This window comes from Halovenus anhuiensis (genome assembly GCF_037080055.1).
Taxonomy (GTDB): domain Archaea; phylum Halobacteriota; class Halobacteria; order Halobacteriales; family Haloarculaceae; genus Halovenus.
On the sequence record NZ_JBAOJI010000001.1, the window covers coordinates 923,687 to 940,128 of the forward strand.

22 protein-coding genes are annotated in these 16,442 nt (G+C 60.3%); 18 read left to right on the plus strand and 4 right to left on the minus strand.

The features are described 5' to 3' along the window. The first annotated feature begins 88 nt into the window (after positions 1 to 88). Complete coding sequence (locus V8P86_RS04740; RefSeq protein ID WP_336326088.1) at positions 89 to 577, plus strand: hypothetical protein; 489 nt, start codon at positions 89 to 91, stop codon at positions 575 to 577. Here V8P86_RS04740 and V8P86_RS04745 read toward each other — a convergent pair whose 3' ends face one another. Beyond that, the gene (locus V8P86_RS04745; RefSeq protein WP_336326089.1) at positions 578 to 2,035 is read right to left on the minus strand and encodes an RtcB family protein; all 1,458 of its coding nucleotides are present in this window, start codon (positions 2,033 to 2,035) and stop codon (positions 578 to 580) included. 88 nt (positions 2,036 to 2,123) lie between these two features. Between V8P86_RS04745 and V8P86_RS04750 the strand changes: the two genes are divergently transcribed. The 15 genes from V8P86_RS04750 to V8P86_RS04820 all read left to right on the plus strand — a co-directional run bounded on the left by V8P86_RS04750 (position 2,124) and on the right by V8P86_RS04820 (position 14,110). After that, entirely contained in the window at positions 2,124 to 3,332 is a 1,209-nt protein-coding gene (locus V8P86_RS04750) for an acyl-CoA dehydrogenase family protein (protein WP_336326090.1), read from the plus strand. A gap of 398 nt (positions 3,333 to 3,730) precedes the next feature. After that, on the plus strand, positions 3,731 to 5,128 hold the full coding sequence (locus tag V8P86_RS04755) for an ABC transporter substrate-binding protein (protein ID WP_336326091.1): 1,398 nt from the start codon (positions 3,731 to 3,733) through the stop codon (positions 5,126 to 5,128). A gap of 42 nt (positions 5,129 to 5,170) precedes the next feature. Beyond that, on the plus strand, positions 5,171 to 6,013 hold the full coding sequence (locus V8P86_RS04760; RefSeq protein ID WP_336326092.1) for a branched-chain amino acid ABC transporter permease: 843 nt from the start codon (positions 5,171 to 5,173) through the stop codon (positions 6,011 to 6,013). Continuing rightward, positions 6,006 to 7,181, plus strand: coding sequence for a branched-chain amino acid ABC transporter permease (locus tag V8P86_RS04765; RefSeq protein ID WP_336326093.1), 1,176 nt, complete (start codon positions 6,006 to 6,008; stop codon positions 7,179 to 7,181). Before V8P86_RS04760 ends, V8P86_RS04765 begins: the two co-directional genes overlap by 8 nt. After that, positions 7,181 to 7,909: an ABC transporter ATP-binding protein gene (locus V8P86_RS04770; protein WP_336326094.1), complete on the plus strand. Its 729-nt coding sequence runs from the start codon at positions 7,181 to 7,183 to the stop codon at positions 7,907 to 7,909. The genes V8P86_RS04765 and V8P86_RS04770 overlap by 1 nt, the downstream gene beginning before the upstream one ends. Then, the gene (locus tag V8P86_RS04775; RefSeq protein WP_336326095.1) at positions 7,910 to 8,626 is read left to right on the plus strand and encodes an ABC transporter ATP-binding protein; all 717 of its coding nucleotides are present in this window, start codon (positions 7,910 to 7,912) and stop codon (positions 8,624 to 8,626) included. 115 nt (positions 8,627 to 8,741) lie between these two features. Next, entirely contained in the window at positions 8,742 to 8,936 is a 195-nt protein-coding gene (locus V8P86_RS04780; protein WP_021043552.1) for a cold-shock protein, read from the plus strand. 106 nt (positions 8,937 to 9,042) lie between these two features. Further along, positions 9,043 to 9,924: an MBL fold metallo-hydrolase gene (locus V8P86_RS04785; RefSeq protein ID WP_336326096.1), complete on the plus strand. Its 882-nt coding sequence runs from the start codon at positions 9,043 to 9,045 to the stop codon at positions 9,922 to 9,924. A gap of 53 nt (positions 9,925 to 9,977) precedes the next feature. Next, positions 9,978 to 10,142, plus strand: a complete 165-nt coding sequence (locus tag V8P86_RS04790) for a hypothetical protein (RefSeq protein WP_336326097.1) — start codon at positions 9,978 to 9,980, stop codon at positions 10,140 to 10,142. A 49-nt stretch (positions 10,143 to 10,191) separates the two neighbouring features. Further along, positions 10,192 to 11,100 carry an acyltransferase gene (locus V8P86_RS04795; protein ID WP_336326098.1) on the plus strand — a complete coding sequence of 303 codons (909 nt, stop codon included), beginning with the start codon at positions 10,192 to 10,194 and terminating at the stop codon, positions 11,098 to 11,100. A gap of 102 nt (positions 11,101 to 11,202) precedes the next feature. After that, entirely contained in the window at positions 11,203 to 11,799 is a 597-nt protein-coding gene (locus tag V8P86_RS04800) for a hypothetical protein (RefSeq protein WP_336326099.1), read from the plus strand. A 150-nt stretch (positions 11,800 to 11,949) separates the two neighbouring features. Further along, positions 11,950 to 12,225, plus strand: coding sequence for a DUF7577 domain-containing protein (locus V8P86_RS04805; RefSeq protein ID WP_336326100.1), 276 nt, complete (start codon positions 11,950 to 11,952; stop codon positions 12,223 to 12,225). A gap of 3 nt (positions 12,226 to 12,228) precedes the next feature. Beyond that, positions 12,229 to 12,948, plus strand: coding sequence for an Nmad3 family putative nucleotide modification protein (locus V8P86_RS04810; RefSeq protein ID WP_336326101.1), 720 nt, complete (start codon positions 12,229 to 12,231; stop codon positions 12,946 to 12,948). Between the two features lie 42 nt (positions 12,949 to 12,990). After that, the gene (locus V8P86_RS04815) at positions 12,991 to 13,677 is read left to right on the plus strand and encodes an RAD55 family ATPase (RefSeq protein WP_336326102.1); all 687 of its coding nucleotides are present in this window, start codon (positions 12,991 to 12,993) and stop codon (positions 13,675 to 13,677) included. Between the two features lie 37 nt (positions 13,678 to 13,714). Next, complete coding sequence (locus tag V8P86_RS04820; RefSeq protein WP_336326103.1) at positions 13,715 to 14,110, plus strand: DUF8057 family protein; 396 nt, start codon at positions 13,715 to 13,717, stop codon at positions 14,108 to 14,110. Positions 14,111 to 14,116: 6 nt separating this feature from the next. Here the strand turns inward: V8P86_RS04820 and V8P86_RS04825 are convergent, their stop codons facing one another. Then, complete coding sequence (locus V8P86_RS04825; protein WP_336326104.1) at positions 14,117 to 14,404, minus strand: DUF5789 family protein; 288 nt, start codon at positions 14,402 to 14,404, stop codon at positions 14,117 to 14,119. A gap of 169 nt (positions 14,405 to 14,573) precedes the next feature. Here V8P86_RS04825 and V8P86_RS04830 point away from each other — a divergent pair, with 169 nt between their 5' ends. Continuing rightward, positions 14,574 to 15,347: a PHP domain-containing protein gene (locus V8P86_RS04830; protein WP_336326105.1), complete on the plus strand. Its 774-nt coding sequence runs from the start codon at positions 14,574 to 14,576 to the stop codon at positions 15,345 to 15,347. 57 nt (positions 15,348 to 15,404) lie between these two features. After that, a complete protein-coding gene (locus tag V8P86_RS04835) occupies positions 15,405 to 15,569 on the plus strand; it encodes a DUF6757 family protein (RefSeq protein ID WP_336326106.1) in 165 nt (54 codons plus the stop codon). Between the two features lie 75 nt (positions 15,570 to 15,644). Here V8P86_RS04835 and V8P86_RS04840 read toward each other — a convergent pair whose 3' ends face one another. Further along, on the minus strand, positions 15,645 to 15,875 hold the full coding sequence (locus V8P86_RS04840; protein WP_336326107.1) for a DUF8119 family protein: 231 nt from the start codon (positions 15,873 to 15,875) through the stop codon (positions 15,645 to 15,647). Between the two features lie 101 nt (positions 15,876 to 15,976). Next, a complete protein-coding gene (locus V8P86_RS04845) occupies positions 15,977 to 16,441 on the minus strand; it encodes a universal stress protein (RefSeq protein WP_336326108.1) in 465 nt (154 codons plus the stop codon). Between the last annotated feature and the right edge of the window lies 1 nt (position 16,442).

Sequence of the window (16,442 nt, forward strand, 5' to 3'; positions counted from 1 at the left end):
AAAAAGCCGGCGTTGCCGAACCGCGATTATCATTTCTTGATGGGCGGCCGAACCACATTTATTACACCCTGTCCTACCGCCGCCTAGAATGGAATCGCCGGGGTTCGCGTGGCTCGACGAGAAAGCGTCATCCGAAACCCTCGGTGTTGCAGTTCTCATCGGAATGACGGTGCTCGTCACTGCCGGACTCGGACTCGGTGTCATCTTTATGGACGAACAGGACCAGAAGCGAACCGCAGAGGTTGATTTTACCTTCCTCTCGGATAGTATGGTGGTCCAGTATCAAGACGGGACTGAGCGCAGAGCCGGCAGTCTCTTCGTCGAGGGGCCACGGAACAACGTGAGTTGGGCCGACCTCGACGACTCGCGCGGCCCGGACGATATGGTCAATCAAAGCAGTCGGGTGCAGGTAACCGCGGACAATTTCGGTGCCACACCCAGAGACAATCAGCGGTACGCACTCGTGTTCATCACCGAAGAGGGAGAGCGTGTGGTCCTCGCGAGTGTCAACGACGACGCCGAAGAAGGTGCAGGCGAATCACCGACCGGCCCCGACGCTCCCGCACCCGGCGGATAGTCAGCCCTTGATGTTGCAGACCGGGTACGTGCGTGCGACTTTGTCTCCGATACCCAGCGCGTCCGAGACACCGACAACCTCGTCGACATCCTTGTAGACCCCCGGCGCTTCCTCGGCGACCGTCGCGCCGCTCTGGGCTTTGACGTAGATGTGTTCCTGTTCGCGCAGGTCGTCCTGCACGTCTTCGCCCCAGAACTCGTTTTTCGCCTGCGTGCGCGACATGAGTCGCCCCGCGCCGTGGGCGGTCGATCCGAACGTCTCCGACAGCGAGTTCTCCCCGCCACGGAGGATATAGCTGCCAGCGCCCATGCTCCCGGGGATGAGGATTGGCTGGCCGACATCGCTGTAGGCGTCGGGTAGTTCCGGTCGTCCCGCGGGGAACGCCCGGGTCGCGCCCTTCCGGTGGACGAACACCTCCCGGTCCTCGCCGTCGATATCGTGGCTCTCTCGCTTGGCGATGTTGTGGGCCACGTCGTAGAGCAGTTCCATCTCCATGGCTTGCCAGTCGCGGTCGAACACGTCGGCGAAGACCACTCGGGTCTGGTGCATGATTAGCTGGCGGTTCACCCACGCGAAGTTGATCGCCGCACACATCGCCCCGTAGTACTGCTCGGCCAGTTGCGACCCCGCCGGTGCGGCGGCCAGTTCCTTGTCCGGCAGTTGGTTCAGCAGGCCCTGGTGGGTCTGTTCGATCTCACGCAGGTAATCTGTACAGACCTGATGGCCCAGCCCCCGTGAACCACAGTGGATCAGAACGACGATCTGATCGCGTTCGAGGCCGAACTCTGCGGCGACATCCTCCCGGAAGATGTCGGTGACACGCTGGATTTCGAGGAAGTGGTTGCCGCTGCCGAGACTGCCGACCTGGTTGCGGCCGCGGTCTTTGGCCTTCTGTGAGACTGCGGAGGGGTCGGCGTCCGGGCGTATTCCTTCGTCTTCGCAGTGTGCGAGGTCCGATTCGACCCCGTAACCCTGCTCGACGGCCCACTCGACGCCGCGGTCGAGGATTTCGTCAACCGGCGCGTTCTGGATGACGCCACCGCCGCCGAGGCCGCTCGGAACTGCCTCGAACAGCGCGTCGACCAGTTCCTGTTCACGGCCCTGGATGTCCTCGTAGGTGAGATTCGTCGTCAGCATCCGGACGCCGCAGTTGATATCGTAGCCGACCGCTCCGGGGCTGATACAGCCGTCTTCGGCGTCGATAGCCGCGACGCCGCCGACCGGGAAGCCGTAGCCCTGATGCCCGTCGGGCATGCAGATGGCGTAGTTCTGGATGCCGGGGAGGTGAGTCGTGTTCGTGATCTGTTCGAGGGTCTTGTCCTGTTTGATCTCTTCGAGCAAAGCCTCGCTCGCGAGGACGCGTGCAGGCACGCGCATGTCCCCTGTTTGGGGTACTTCCCAGACGTACTCGCGAACCCGTTCGAGAGTTACGTCACCGGCGTCGAATGTTTTGGTCATGTGTATATATCCTGCGAGGACCGGTAAGAACATTCGGAACAGTGGTCGCGTGGCCAGAGTTAACATCCTGCGGTAGCATTGAGAGGGTATGAGCGAGTCAGGAATCAGCTTTGCACACGACGAGGAGACACGGATGATCATCGACAACCTCGAACAGTTCATCGAACAGGAGGTGAAACCGATCCAGGAGGAATTAGGCGAGACGTTCGAGAATCCGCGGCTACGACACGAACCGGACGGCCGCCTCGTGCCCGAGGTTGTCGAAGCAATGCAGGAAGTGCGACGACGGAGCGCCGAGGCCGGCTACTACGCGATGAATCTACCCGAGGATGTCGGCGGTGGCGGCGTCTCCAACGTGACGTGGTACGAAGCCAAGAAGGCCGTCGCCGCCTCCGGGGTCGAGATGGCCGAACACGCCCTCGCTGGTCCCGAGGGGCCGAAGCCGCTGCTCATGCTTGCGGAAGGCGAACAGGTCGACCGGTATCTCGAACCCGCGATCAGAGCCGAGAAATCGACCGCCTTCGCTCAGACCGAACCCGGCGTCGGCTCCGATTCGCCGAGCATGTCGACCAGCGCCGAGAAAGACGGCGACGAGTGGGTGATCAACGGGCAGAAACAATGGATTACCAACGGTCCCTACGCCGACTTCGTCCAGGTCTTCGCGCGCACGACCCCACAGGACGAAGTCGGCCGGTACGGTGGGATTACCTGCTTCATCGTCGAATCGGACGAGTACGAAGTGAGTTCGCTGAACAACGCCGTCGGCACCGAGGGGCTACAGGCCGAACTCGTCTTCGACGACGTGCGCGTGCCCGAAGACCGCGTGCTCGGGCAGGTCGACGGCGCGTTCTATCAGGCGATGGACTTTCTCTCACTCGGTCGGCTCGAACTCGGAGCCGAGGCAATCGGCTACGCCGAGTATCTGCTAGAACGTGGTGCGGAGTACGCCAACGACCGAGAGGCGTTCGGCCGACCGATCGGCAAGTTCCAGCAGGTGTCGGCGAAGTTGGCCGAGGGCCGCACCAAGACCTACGCCGCCGATTCGGCCGGCCTGCGCTGTGCCTGGAAGATGGATCAAGGTGAGAGTGTTATCGAAGACGCGTCGATCCTGAAATACTACGGAACGAACGTCTTCTGGGATGTCGTCGACGATGTCGTCCAGATCCACGGGGGCAACGGCCTCTCCGAGGACAACCCCTTCATGCGCCATCTCCACATGGCCCGGATTCTCCGAATCGTCGAAGGGACCGACGAGATCCAACTGAACACCATCGCCTCCGAGTTTGCCGGTCTGTGACAGTCTCACGCCCTGTGGGCCTGTTGAATCAGATAGGAGTTTACAGTTTACACGAACGCTACTGAATTGGTGAACGCAATATGGACAGTTCGCCCAGTCGTGTCGGCTGAGATAGAGAGTCTCTCACAATTGCGATATCATCCATCTTCATTTTGTGGGTTAAATTGGAAGAACGGAGCCGTTTTTCGCGGAACTCGCGCGCGAATGAGGTGTGCGGACGGCGGCAGGGTTGCGATTTGATCCCCATCCATTGCCATTGATGTGTTAAATACACTGTTTGATGGTCGAATTAATCAACGCGGAGAGCACAACCGAGGATGTAAACGCCTACTTATAAACAAGGCCTTACACACGACAATAATCGTTATATATGTCGAAGTAGATTACACGGACAGACCATGTCGGAAGACACAACGGGAACCTACGAGGGAACTACGAGACGGAGAGTCATTCAGACGATTGGTGCGGGGACGGCCGCGACGGCACTTGCAGGATGTGGGGACCTGCTCGGTGTTGAAGAAGAAGGAGCGGGACAGCTCACGATCGGTCACATCGGTCCGGAGGCCAGTCCGCTGGGGGTCGGTTCGCTCCGGGCAGCCAACATGGCCATCGATAAGGTCAACAACGACGGCGGTGTCATGGACGAGGATGTCGAACTCGTCACCGGCGACACCGCGGTCTCATCGACAGAGGCCGAGATCGTCGTCGAGGAGTTGATCCAGCAGGAGAACGCTGACGTGATCGTCGGTGCGTTCCAGTCCGAGGTCGGTCGTGCAGTCATCGACCTGACATCCGAGTTCGAGGTGCCGTTCGTCTCCTCGGGGCCGGCAGCACCGGACCTGACGGCCGGATTCGTCGGAGACGATTACGACACGTACAAACACTACTTCCGGGTGGGTCCGATCAACTCGGCGCTGCAGGCCGAAGCGATGGGAGACTACATGACCTATCTCTCGGATCGCCACGGCTGGAACTCGCTTGCCTTCTACCGTGACCAGGCAGCCTGGACCGAAGTGTTCGGCCGAGACATCCCCGGAATCGTCGAAGAGCGAGGGCTGACGATCGAAGCGTCGGATGCGATTACGATTCAGGAGCCCGACCTCTCGCCGATTATTACCGCTGCCGAGGAAAACGACGTCGACTTCGTGCTTCGGTTTTTCGCACACATCGGCGCCTCACCGCAGCAGATCTACCCCGAATGGCGGGACAACCTCGAGTTCGGTCTCGAGGGAATCCACGTGCCCGGGATGCATCCCGAGTACGACATCGCGACGCAGGGGACCAACATCTACGAGACGACCTCCCAGAGCGGTGCCGGCGGAGCGGCTCCGATCACGGAGTTCACCCAGCCGTTCGTCGAGGACTACGTCTCCGAGTACGCCGCCGACCAGTTCAGTGCAGGTACGCCAGACGGCTCCCCGATGTACATGGGGTACGGAACGTACGACGCAATCCTGCTCCTGCAGGACGTGCTCAACGAAGTCGGGACCACGACGCCGAAAGACAGCCTCGACGATTACGTCGACGAGATGCTCAGCACGGAATCGGGTCGAGTCGACTCGATCTCCGGTGGGATCAGCTTCTACGGCGCGGACGAAGAGTACCCACACGACTTGCGAGCCGAGCGAGACAGCGACGGGAAAGTCACGAACTTCCCCGTCACCCAGTTCCAGCCGTACGACGGGGGCAACGTCGCGACAGTCGATTACGGCAGCGAGCGTCCCGGACAGGTCGAGTGTGTCTTCCCTGAAAGCTTCCGAACCGCAGAGCACCAGCAGCCCGATTGGATGGCATAAAGGATGATAGACGCAATCGTAACGGCCATTATACAGGCCACGATGGTTAGTGCCGTATACGCGCTGATCGCAATTGGATTTACGATGATCTTTGGTGTCGCCGGCGTGCTGAACCTCGCTCACGGGGCGTTGCTCATGGCCGGTGCGTACGTCTACACCATTGTCGTAATGCCAACCACGGTTCCGGCGCTGAACTATCAGCCAGTCGTCGGACTCATCGCAGGCATCGTCGTAACAGCGATCCTGTCACTACTGCTGTACGAGGTCTTGGTCAAGCGTATCGAGGACAACGTGGTCATCACGTTCCTCTCGACGGTCGTCGTCGCCGTTTCAGTCTCGCAGTTCCTGACCTGGTACTTCGGCTCGTCGGTGCAGTCCGTGCAATTTACCGACGGGTTCTTCAACCTCGCGGGAACCAGCATCGCGTACTGGGAAGGGATTGGATTCGTCGTTTCGTGGATTGCGATCGGACTGCTGTGGTTGTACGTGACCAAGACCGACGACGGACGATCAATTCTCGCAACGTCGATGAGCGAACGCGGTGCACAGCTTACCGGCGTCAACATTCGAGCGGTCCGCGCGAAGACGTGGTTGATCGCAGGCGCACTCGCCGGCCTCGGCGGGATGTTCCTGGGCTTCGACAGCGGGGCCTCGCCACTCATGTGGCTCAATCCACTCGCAGTCGCGTTCATCGCTGTCGTCGTCGGTGGTATCGGTTCGATCAAAGGCTCCGTCGCCGGCGCGTATCTGATCGGCTTCGTCGAACAGATTACCGTCGAGACGATCGGGAACGGGTTCCGCGGGATGCCGACGCTAATCCTGCTGGTCCTGTTCATGCTGTACATGCCGGAAGGTCTCTTCGGGAGGGAATTCGCACATGAATAGCATTGTAACACTGTTCACGGTACTGGCAGCGGCGAGCGGACGAGCGCGTGAAGCAGTCGGACGAGCGATCCGAGGGATCCTCCGTCCGATCGGACGGGTCTTCGACATCCTACTCGCGCCAGTCGATCGAGCGTTCCAGCCGCTGGCGAACGGATTCAACAACACACTCGGAAAGTACTTCGGGACGGCGACTGGCCTCCAGTTCGCCTTCCTGCTGCTCACGATTGTCCTGCTGCTGACCGGCGGCTTCTGGGGCCAGTCGATCATCCTATACGAACCCGGTGTTGGACTCGTCGCACAGCCGATCCTGCGACCGTTGGCCTATGCGTCGATCTGGGCCATCTTCGCGATGGGTTGGGACTTCCAGAGCGGATACACCGGCTACATCAGCTTCGGGCACTCGGTGCTGTCCGGCGGTGCCGCGTACACGACCGCAGTGCTGTTCAGCCAGTACGGCGCGATGCCGATCTACATCACGGCACCGATCTCCGTATTCGTCGCGGTGGTCATCGGGCTCATCATCGCCCTGCCGTCACTGCGACTCGAAGGACCGTACTTCTCGCTGATCACCTTCGCCGCCGTGTTGCTGTTCTATCAGGCGACGCGGGCATTCGATCTCCTCGGCGGTTCAGCGGGGCTCCGGGTCGAGCGACTCGTCCCGGCCGCAGAGCCGGTCGTTCGGTACTATATGCTCGCGATTCCGATGCTGATAGTCGCGCTGTTTCTGACCTTCCTCGCACGGTCGAACCATGGGCTGATCCTCATGGCGATCCGTGAGAACGAAGACGCCGTCTCGGCGGCGGGGATCAATCCGACCAAATTCAAGATCTGGGCGTTCTTCATCAGTTCGATTGTGATGGGGATCGGTGGCGTAATGTTGACCGCCGCGGTCAGCAACGTCGACCCGACCACGTTCGTGCAGGTCGACCGCAGTATCGAGATGATCGCGATGGCCGTCCTCGGCGGGATGAGTTCCATCCTCGGCGCGTTGGGTGGGGCCTTCGTCTTCTACATCCTGCGGGACGTCCTACTCGATCTGTTCATCGATTCCACCTCGCTGAAATACGGTTACCTGTTCCTGCTGATCGTGTTCATCCTCGTGGTCGCACGGGATGGACTGTTCAGAGGACTCTGGCGTCGACTCGGCAAAGTTGGAGGTGACGAGTAATGAGTCTGCTCGAAGTCGACGGACTGACCAAGAAGTTCGGTGGACTCACCGCAGTCGACAATCTCTCCTTCGACGTCGAACAGGGAGAGATTCTCGGTGTGATCGGCCCGAACGGAGCCGGGAAGTCGACCGTCTTCAACTGCGTGATGAGCCGCTACAGTGTGACAGACGGCACCATCACCTTCGACGGTGACGACATCACCGACACTCCAACCTACAAGATCGTCAACAAGGGACTCTCGCGAGTGACTCAGGAGTCCGATCCGATCGATCTGTTGCCGGTCGGCGGGAACATCAAGCTGTTCACGCTGCCGAACTCCCTGCGGTCGCTACACGGCGGTGCATCCGACCGGGAGATTGCGGGTTACGCCGCGCGGGTCGACCTCGAAGACAAACTCGAAGAGACGCCGGACGAACTCCCGCACGCGGACGTTCGCCGGCTCGAAATCGCGAAGGCGCTCGCGACAGAGCCGGAGATGATGCTGCTGGACGAGCCTTTCGCGGGCATGAACCAGCGGGAGATCGGGATTCTCTCCGAGCAGATCGAATCGCTCCGCGAGGAAGGGATGACGATGATCGTCGTCGACCACAATATGAGCGGGCTGATGCAACTGGTCGACCGCGTCGTCGTCATTCACAACGGCGCGAAACTTGCGGAAGGAACACCAGAAGAGATCGCAGACAACGAAGACGTGCAGGATGCCTACCTCTCTGGGGAGGAGATCTAGATGAGCGATCCAAAACTACAGCTCGAAGACGTGGACGTGTCGTACGGCAAGACGCAAGCGCTGAAAGACGTCTCTCTCGAAGTCAACGAAGGCGAAATCGTCGGGATGATTGGGCCCAACGGGGCCGGCAAGACGACCATGCTCGATTCGATCGCCGGCTACAAGGAATACAGCGGCTCGATTACCTACGAGGGTACCGAGATCGCGACGACCAACAGCGGAAAACTGGTCAACGAAGGACTGGTGTACTGTACGGAAGATCGGGATCTGTTCCCGTATTTCACCGTCCACGAGAATCTCCAGATGGGCGCGCAGTTCCGCGACGACCGCGACGCAGTACAGGAGAGTTTCGACTTCGTCTACGATCTGTTCCCGCGGCTCGACGAGCGGCGTGAGCAGGAAGCGCAGACGATGAGCGGTGGCGAGCAACAGATGCTCGCAGTGGGTCGGGCGCTGATGAGCGATCCCGATGTGCTGATGCTCGACGAACCGACGCTGGGGCTGGCCCCGGTCATTATCGACGATATCAGCGAGGCGCTCGAACGCCTGCAGGACGAGGGGCTGACCATTCTACTCGTCGAGCAGAACTCCACGTTCGCACTGCGACACGCCGAACGACTCTATCTCCTCGAACAGGGATCGATCGAACTGTCGGGGAGTGCGGAAGAACTCCGCGACGACGAGTACATCCGCGACGCCTACGTCGGCGTGACGTAGTCGGTCTCGAACTCCTTTTTGGCACGCTTACGGGCGAACAACGACGCATCCAGACGGTCGTCTGGCATACCGCTTCGCAACCGTTATATGTGGGCCCACACTCTGTCCAGAGGCAATGGCAGAAGGAACGGTTGATTTCTTCAACGACACAGGCGGTTACGGTTTCATCGAGACTGAGGATGCGGACGAAGACGTGTTCTTCCACATGGAAGACGTCGGCGGCCCCGATCTCGAAGAAGGACAGGATGTAGAGTTCGAAATTGAGGACGCACCGAAAGGGCCGCGGGCGACGAATCTTACCCGTCTTTAAGGTCGTTTACTGACGTCCTATATTCTCGGTTTATTTTTCACGGCGAGCGACAGCGTCGGGTGGTTCAGCCCAGTACACTCAAGTCTATCCCTCGAAAAGGAGAGGTATGTCGCTGCATTCGGTCTCCGGCCACGCTGACATCTACTACGTCGACACAGAGATGTTCGGCATGCGGCAGGTAAACTCGCCGTATGTCCTCGATACGCCCGAGCCAGCGATCGTCGATACGGGAACGGCACAGGCGAAGAGTGATATTCTCGCAGGACTAGACGAACTCGGGATTGCGCGGGAGGATCTCTCCTACATCATCCCGACACACGCACACCTCGACCACGCCGGCAGTGCCGGCTATCTCGCCGAGGCCTGCCCGAATGCGACGGTCGTCTGCCACGAGCAGGGAATCGACTACCTGACCGACGAAGCGAAACTCGATCAGTTGACCGAGAGCGTCGAGCGAGCGATCGGGATGGAAGCACCGTACGGTGAACCACAGGTGATCGACCCCGGTCGCTGTCGAGCAGTCAGCGGCGGCGAGGAGTTCGATCTGGGTGATCGCCGTCTTCGAGTGATCGACGCACCAGGCCACGCACCTCACCAGTGCGCGCTGTTCGAGACGGAGACGGCAGCACTGTTCAGTGCCGACGCCGCCGGGATGGCCTTTCCGGACGTGGACCACCGCCCGACAACACCCCCGCCGAATTTCGATCTGACGGCAGCACTGGAGACGATAGACCGCCTGCTAGAGTCCGGCCCCGAGACACTGCTGTTCGCTCACTACGGTCCCGGCGAACAGGGAGCGGCCATCGACGAACTACAGCGGTACCGGGAGATGCTCCCGGCCTACGTCGACCGGATCGCCGACCTGCGGGCGGAACACGGTGACGATGTCGGAGAGATTGCGGCAGCGATGCAAGCGGCGTGGAGTCACTGGTCGCTGACGACCGACATCGCGGGCGTGTTGCGGTATCTGGACGGGTCAGCGCACTGAGAGAGCGCGACCGAAAGCGAGTCGTTGATATGCCGAGCGGGAAAGGGACAGACATGCTCGAGACAACACTCCATCTCGGAACCGAACATCCGTCGCTTCTGTTGCTCGGTGCGAGTAGCCTGCTCACGTTCGCTGCCGGAGCGGGACTGGGACTGTACGCGCGCCTGAAATCGACCGACTCGCAGGCCGAATCTGTTTCAGAACCGACCGAACAGTGACACCGGCCGAACCGAACGCTGATGTGAATCCGAGTGGGAGTAATACCGTATGACAAAGCGAGCGGTGTCGCTTCCCGACGAGGCAGCCGAGGGGATGCGAGAGTTCATCGACGAGGTCGACCAGCGACTCGCGAGCGACGAGGACACCTGTTCGGTCGTCGAGGACGTGCTCGTCGACCTCCACGGCGACCGGGCAGCCTACGAGCGCTGGCAGTCCGGCGAGGACGTGTCGCCCGCGGCACAGGTCCGACTGCAAGGGTACGATCCCTGTAACACGACTCTAGAGAGTGAGTACTACGCCGAAGTCGACGCACAGAGCGAGCAGTTCAGGCGGTCGAAACACCTCCAGTGGCTCTGGCGACAGTTCGACGCGACGCCGATGGCCGACAACGTCGAGTTCGCGCTGCAGTTCCGGCGGATGCTCGCCGATCACCTCTTCGAGGAGTGTGGCGACAACTGCCGGTTTTTCAAGGGCATTTCGATGACCTACGGCCACAATATCTCCGTCGGGGACAACGTTGTCATCCACGACGACGTTCATCTCGACGACCGGGGCAAACTGACCATCGGTGATCGAGCCTCTATTTCCGACGATTCACACATCTACAGCCACCGTCACGATACCGTCGACCAGACCGAGGTAACGAACTACCACACGATCATCGAAGACGACGTTCGACTGACGTACGACTCGATGGTACAGGCTGGTGTTCGGGTCGGGCGCAACGCACTGTTGGCACCGAAATCCATCGCAGGAGGGGACATTCCGGCCCACCATATCGCCGCTGGCTCGCCAGCGGAGTCCGTAGGCGTCAAATCCGGCTGGGAATCGGTCGCCGAACCCGCCGGATCGGAACTGGTCGACAACCGTGAACAGCGGCGGATCTCCTACGAAATCTCCGACGACGTCGATGTCTTCGACGAGTTCCAGCGAGACCTCTCGCCACCGGATCGCTGAGCCGAATCCGGATCGCTGGCCGGCTACAATGGCAGTTTACGTTAAGTTCGCATTTGACTCTGTCTCGGACTTTTTTATACGGAGTCTGTAGCCGCAACTGCAATGAAGTCCAAAGCAATCACGCTGTTGGCAGTCGTCGCAGTGGCGCTTTTCGCCGCTGGCGGCGCATCCGCAGCAGCCCTCAGCGATTCCACAGAATTGGCCCCCGAAAACGAAAGCGACGGTGGAGACGCCACGGTCGGCGTCTGTGTCGTCGGTGCCGACTCGCCGTGCAACGGCGAGGGCGCCGAAGAACTCCCGAGCAAGGACACCGAGAGTAACGAGTCTGACGGACCAGACGGACAGATCTTGCTCCCGGAGGATCAGAACCGCGACGGTGAGATCGACGAGCGATTCACCGGTGAGAACGGGTCCGACGAGGCGGTCCATCCGGATCCGATCAGTGAACCCATCGACCACACGCACCCGACGCGTCACACCGGAGAAGAGAGTGACGACAAGGGAACCGACGGCGCTATCGACCACACGCATCCGACTCCCCACACGGGTGAGGAGATCGGCGACGACGGGTCCAGCGACGGCGTGGAGGTTTGGATCCCCGAAGACCAGAATCGTGACGGTCAGATCGACGACCGCTTCACCGAGGACGCCCGGGAGATTGCCGGTGCTCTCCTCTCCGGTCTCCTCGGGTTGTTCTGAGACCGCGTCGAAAACGCTCCGTTGTTGAATCGAGGTCCCCTGAGACGCTCGTGCCTGTCAGCGGGCCCGAACAGGTCGAAATTCCACGGATCGGCTGGTGTCACCGATCCGAGCCGAACGCTGAAGTAGACGGATCGTCTATATACAATTATGGAGACGTGGGCGTGGCTCATCGCGTACCTGCTCGGGTTCGCCCTCCTGCAGTTGTATCTCTACCGGTACTTTATCGGCGGCGAATCGACTGCAAACTCGTCGACGGACAAGGCGACGCCGCGGTTCGAGGGCGGGTCCGGACCGGTCGACACGGCCGACAACGAGCCACAGTCGGAACCGGACGGTGAGTTCGTGACCTGTACGCAGTGTGGTGGACACAACGAAAGTAGTTCGGTGTTCACGTACTGCAAACACTGCGGGGCTCGCCTCTGAGCGATGCGCGCCGTCGCGATCAATATCGGAGCGAACACGAACGAACCTGGTTTTCGCGGTCCGATCTATCCCGACGGAAGCTTCGAGTACATTCCGATTCCGGAGTCCAAACCGACAGCGGAGCCGGTGACGACCTACGGGGACCTGGCCCCGCATCTCGACACACCGATTCCCGACAACCTGGCCGACACACCGGTCCATCTCGATCCCGAGTTTGCCGAGTATCCGGAGTGCGACCGATACACCTACGGGGACGAACACGGCATCAAGGCCGGCCCGCTGTCGGAGCTCTCTGCCGGCGACCTGGTGCTCTTCTACGCGACACTGACCGTCGGGGAGGGCGCAGAGTGGCTGCCGCCGACGTGGGGCGCGTTCGTCATCGGCGAGTTCGTGCTGGCTGCGGACCCGCTCACGCCAGAAGAAGAGCCCATTCCCGACGGCGCACGGGTCCACTTCCGGAGCAACGCGCACATGAAGCGTGACCCGCCCGATGCGCGCGTGCTGCTCCGCGGCGACGCCGACCAGTCACAGTTGTACGAGCAGGCAATCCCGCTGAGTACGCCTGCAGGCGGAACCGAACCGAACACGCTCGTGACAAAACTCTCGGCCGATTCTGGCCGCGGCCCGTGGTGGCGACGGCCGCTCAGGTTCGATACCCACGCGACAGCGCGGCTTCGAGAACGACTCGACGAGCCACCGGCCCAAGACTGTCAACAAAAGTGAACGAGAGCAAACATCTATACGACGAGCCGAATTTGTTTAGGTATGCGCGTTTCGAGTGGTGTCCCCGGATTCGACGAACTCATCCAAGGGGGCCTGTTGAGTAATCGGCTCTACGTTGTCAGCGGGCCGCCGGGTAGTGGGAAGACGACCTTTTGCTCGCAGTTCATCACGCAGGGTGCCAAAGAGGGAGAGAACTGCGTCTACGTCACGATGCACGAGACCAAAGAGGAACTCATGCAGGATATGTCCGGCTTCGACTTCGGCTTCGACCGGGCGATCAAATCCGACAGCATCCAGTTTCTCAATCTCGTCACCGAGTCTGGAAAGCGGACGATCACGCAGTTCGGGACCGATGGTGGGCTGACGAACCGACTCATCGCGTTTCTGGAATCCAACGACGTGGACCGTGCCGTGATCGACTCGACGATGCTGTTACAGCACTTCTTCGAGGATATGAACGACGAGATCACTGGCTTTCTGTCCGCCCTGAAACAGACCGACGCGACGATTCTGTTGATCTCGGAGATGACCGATCCGACCTCCTACTCCGACGAGCATTATCTCGCACACGGCGTGGTCTTCTTCCACAACTTCCTCGACTCGGCGGGAATGACCCGCGGCGTGCAGGTCATCAAGATGCGAGGGACGGCAATCGACAGCGACATCCGGGAGCTTTCCTTTTCGGATCAGGGGCTACGGGTACACACCGGCAAAAAGATACAACCATGATTCACAGGGAGGGGCAAACTAGGGGGATCGACCGGCAATGAGCCAATACGAATCACAATACGGCACCGACTGGGAACAACTCGATCCTGACGAGGCAGTCGACAGAGCGTACGCGCTCGGTGTCGCCGCCACGATGGGTGAGTACCATCCCGACGAACTCGACGCGATCCGCGGAGAGATGAACTCCTCGTACAACACCAGTATGGTCGAGTTGGCGTTTCAGGAAGGCAAAAAAGAGGGCACAGAGATCGACGAAGAAGAGAAAGAAACGGTCTGGAACGAACTCGTCGTCGGAGAAATCCCGCTGGAGGACGAGGAACTGCCGATGGGCGGGCGCAGCGGTCTCCCCGAAGCGATCGATATCACCGAAGCACTCGACCGTCCGGATCGGGATAGCACCGACGCTGTCAACCTGCCCGAATTTCTGGAATAAAAGGTCTTACAACGAGAGCGGTTCGGAGTCACGCTCGCCCGGTGCGAGAGGATCACGGTCGCTGTATCCTTTCCGGCCAATGGCTTCCTCTCCCAGCACGCCGTACGCGGCTTCGAGTGCTTCCTCGGAGCTTTCGTATTCCGTCTCGGGAAGCCGAGAGAGCACGTCAGCGAGCGTGTTCTGGCCGTTTGGGAGTTCGAGTTCCATCTCGCCGTACTCCTCGATCAGTTCCTCTGTCGTCGACGGAAAGGTGTGCGTTGCGAACGAATCTTCTGCGTCACTAACCAATCTCATACATCCACAAAACCGATTCCGACAGATAAACCTTCACTATTTATAATGTATATTTGTTCTAGGTCGCGATATGCGTATAACCAACATGGACATTCGTGATGATTGTGTGAGTGCGGAGACTCACTTCGGAGGACCAAACGGTGAAATCCATCGAGAGCGAGAATGCCGTATGGTCGTTGCCGATCTCCACGTGCACACGACGAATTCAGACGGACAGTTGACCCTGGAGACGGTTCCGGGGGCCGCAGACGAGGCCGGTGTCGAGGTCGTTGCCATCACCGATCACGACCGACTGCACCCAGAACTCGACGAACCGATCGTCGAACGCAACGGGACGACGATCATCCACGGGATCGAACTCCGGGTCGAGGCCGGCGATCACCGCCTCGATCTGCTCGGCTACGCCGCCGAGCGGACCGACCGGCTGACAGCCCTCACAGAACGACTCCAGACAAATCGGATCGAGCGTGCGCAGAAGATTATCGAGCGCGTAGAGGAGCGGACGGACGCGACCCTGTCCGTCGAACTATCGCCTGGCGTCGGGCGGCCACATATCGCCCGCGCAATCGCGGAGAGTTCTGCTCCCTACGATTACGGCGAGGCCTTCGAGGAGTTGATCGGTGACGGCGGGCCGTGTTACGTCTCCCGAGAGATCCCCTCGTTCGAGGAGGGGACGGCAATTCTGCAAGAGGCCTGTTCGATCGTCGGCCTCGCGCATCCGTTCCGCTACGACGACCCGCAGGCGGCGCTCGACCGAGCGAGCGAACTCGACGCGGTCGAGATTCCGTATCCGTACGGCCACGAGGTCGACTGCGGACCGGCCGAGCAGCTGGCCGCGGAGGCAGATCTACTCGTCACCGGCGGCAGCGACGCCCACGAGGCGACAGTGGGGATTGCCGGGTTAGACGGAGAGCAGTACCGGGCCGTCGAAGCGGCGCTGTGAGCGGCGGCGTTGACCGGCTCCGGAGGGTTCAATTGTCAGGGGACTCTACACGCAGGTATGGAGTGTCACTACTGTGAGGACGAAGCGGATGTCGTCGTCGAAAAAGACGGCATCCGTGTCGGTGTCTGCGAGGAGCACTTCCGCGAGCAGATGGACGAACTCGCGGAGTCGGACTGGATCGAAGAGATTCAGGATCAACTCGACGTCGACCGAGCAGAGTAACGGCACCGGTTCGTCGACAGTTTTGCTAGCGCAGATCGAAATCCGTCGAAGAAGAGCCCCGCAGAGGCAGCGACGCTACTTTGACTCTGCCTGTGCCAGGGCCATATCCAGCGAAATGAAGAATCCAAAATACGCCGGAATGCCACAGAGCATGAACAGATAGTACGTCCACGTCGGTGCGGTGACGAAGACGTAGTCGAACAGCAGTGAGATGAACGTCACCCAGGCGAGCGCGAAGACGGCATCGTGGAAGATACCGCGCTTCTCCTCGCGAAGATGGTTCTGGAGTCTATCGACGAGACTCATGATTTGTGTCCTCCTGTTGCGCCAATCGAGAGTAGAGACATTGTGTTGTTGTCGTATTTTGTCCGGGAACAAATAAGAAGGTAGTGTCAGTACCGGCTGCGTTACTCGTCAGTCCCGAGGTAGTCGACGACCAGTACCGGAACGTGTGTCGACCGAAGCGTTCGCTCGGTGACACTGCCGAGTAGCGCGCGCCGGACACCAGCACGGCCGTGGCTGCCCATCACGATCAGGTCGATATCGTGATCGTCGGCGTAGTTGCCGATCATCGTGTGGGGCTGCCCACCGGCGTGGTGTTCGACGGCGTCGATCCCGTGTTCTTCGGCCAGATTGGCCACGTGTCCGGTCGCTTCTTCAGCCTGTTCGCGCAACTCCGTCATCTGACTGAAGTTGCCCTGCCGGATACGATCCACCTGCTCCGTCCCGAGGCCGTACGCCACGGCGTCGGTATCGGCGACGTACAGTGCGTGGATCTCCGCACCGTACTTCTCGGCGAGGTCAATTGCCTGTTCGACTGCTGCTTCTGCGACATCGCTGCCGTCCGTCGGAACGAGTATGCGATCGTACATT

What these genes read in the sequence shown, in the direction of transcription:
- V8P86_RS04740 (WP_336326088.1), top strand. Translation starts at nt 89, where the DNA reads ATGGAATCGCCGGGGTTCGCGTGGCTCGACGAGAAAGCGTCATCCGAA.
- V8P86_RS04745 (WP_336326089.1), bottom strand. Translation starts at nt 2,035, where the DNA reads ATGACCAAAACATTCGACGCCGGTGACGTAACTCTCGAACGGGTTCGC.
- V8P86_RS04750 (WP_336326090.1), top strand. Translation starts at nt 2,124, where the DNA reads ATGAGCGAGTCAGGAATCAGCTTTGCACACGACGAGGAGACACGGATG.
- V8P86_RS04755 (WP_336326091.1), top strand. Translation starts at nt 3,731, where the DNA reads ATGTCGGAAGACACAACGGGAACCTACGAGGGAACTACGAGACGGAGA.
- V8P86_RS04760 (WP_336326092.1), top strand. Translation starts at nt 5,171, where the DNA reads ATGGTTAGTGCCGTATACGCGCTGATCGCAATTGGATTTACGATGATC.
- V8P86_RS04765 (WP_336326093.1), top strand. Translation starts at nt 6,006, where the DNA reads ATGAATAGCATTGTAACACTGTTCACGGTACTGGCAGCGGCGAGCGGA.
- V8P86_RS04770 (WP_336326094.1), top strand. Translation starts at nt 7,181, where the DNA reads ATGAGTCTGCTCGAAGTCGACGGACTGACCAAGAAGTTCGGTGGACTC.
- V8P86_RS04775 (WP_336326095.1), top strand. Translation starts at nt 7,910, where the DNA reads ATGAGCGATCCAAAACTACAGCTCGAAGACGTGGACGTGTCGTACGGC.
- V8P86_RS04780 (WP_021043552.1), top strand. Translation starts at nt 8,742, where the DNA reads ATGGCAGAAGGAACGGTTGATTTCTTCAACGACACAGGCGGTTACGGT.
- V8P86_RS04785 (WP_336326096.1), top strand. Translation starts at nt 9,043, where the DNA reads ATGTCGCTGCATTCGGTCTCCGGCCACGCTGACATCTACTACGTCGAC.
- V8P86_RS04790 (WP_336326097.1), top strand. Translation starts at nt 9,978, where the DNA reads ATGCTCGAGACAACACTCCATCTCGGAACCGAACATCCGTCGCTTCTG.
- V8P86_RS04795 (WP_336326098.1), top strand. Translation starts at nt 10,192, where the DNA reads ATGACAAAGCGAGCGGTGTCGCTTCCCGACGAGGCAGCCGAGGGGATG.
- V8P86_RS04800 (WP_336326099.1), top strand. Translation starts at nt 11,203, where the DNA reads ATGAAGTCCAAAGCAATCACGCTGTTGGCAGTCGTCGCAGTGGCGCTT.
- V8P86_RS04805 (WP_336326100.1), top strand. Translation starts at nt 11,950, where the DNA reads ATGGAGACGTGGGCGTGGCTCATCGCGTACCTGCTCGGGTTCGCCCTC.
- V8P86_RS04810 (WP_336326101.1), top strand. Translation starts at nt 12,229, where the DNA reads ATGCGCGCCGTCGCGATCAATATCGGAGCGAACACGAACGAACCTGGT.
- V8P86_RS04815 (WP_336326102.1), top strand. Translation starts at nt 12,991, where the DNA reads ATGCGCGTTTCGAGTGGTGTCCCCGGATTCGACGAACTCATCCAAGGG.
- V8P86_RS04820 (WP_336326103.1), top strand. Translation starts at nt 13,715, where the DNA reads ATGAGCCAATACGAATCACAATACGGCACCGACTGGGAACAACTCGAT.
- V8P86_RS04825 (WP_336326104.1), bottom strand. Translation starts at nt 14,404, where the DNA reads ATGAGATTGGTTAGTGACGCAGAAGATTCGTTCGCAACGCACACCTTT.
- V8P86_RS04830 (WP_336326105.1), top strand. Translation starts at nt 14,574, where the DNA reads ATGGTCGTTGCCGATCTCCACGTGCACACGACGAATTCAGACGGACAG.
- V8P86_RS04835 (WP_336326106.1), top strand. Translation starts at nt 15,405, where the DNA reads ATGGAGTGTCACTACTGTGAGGACGAAGCGGATGTCGTCGTCGAAAAA.
- V8P86_RS04840 (WP_336326107.1), bottom strand. Translation starts at nt 15,875, where the DNA reads ATGAGTCTCGTCGATAGACTCCAGAACCATCTTCGCGAGGAGAAGCGC.
- V8P86_RS04845 (WP_336326108.1), bottom strand. Translation starts at nt 16,441, where the DNA reads ATGTACGATCGCATACTCGTTCCGACGGACGGCAGCGATGTCGCAGAA.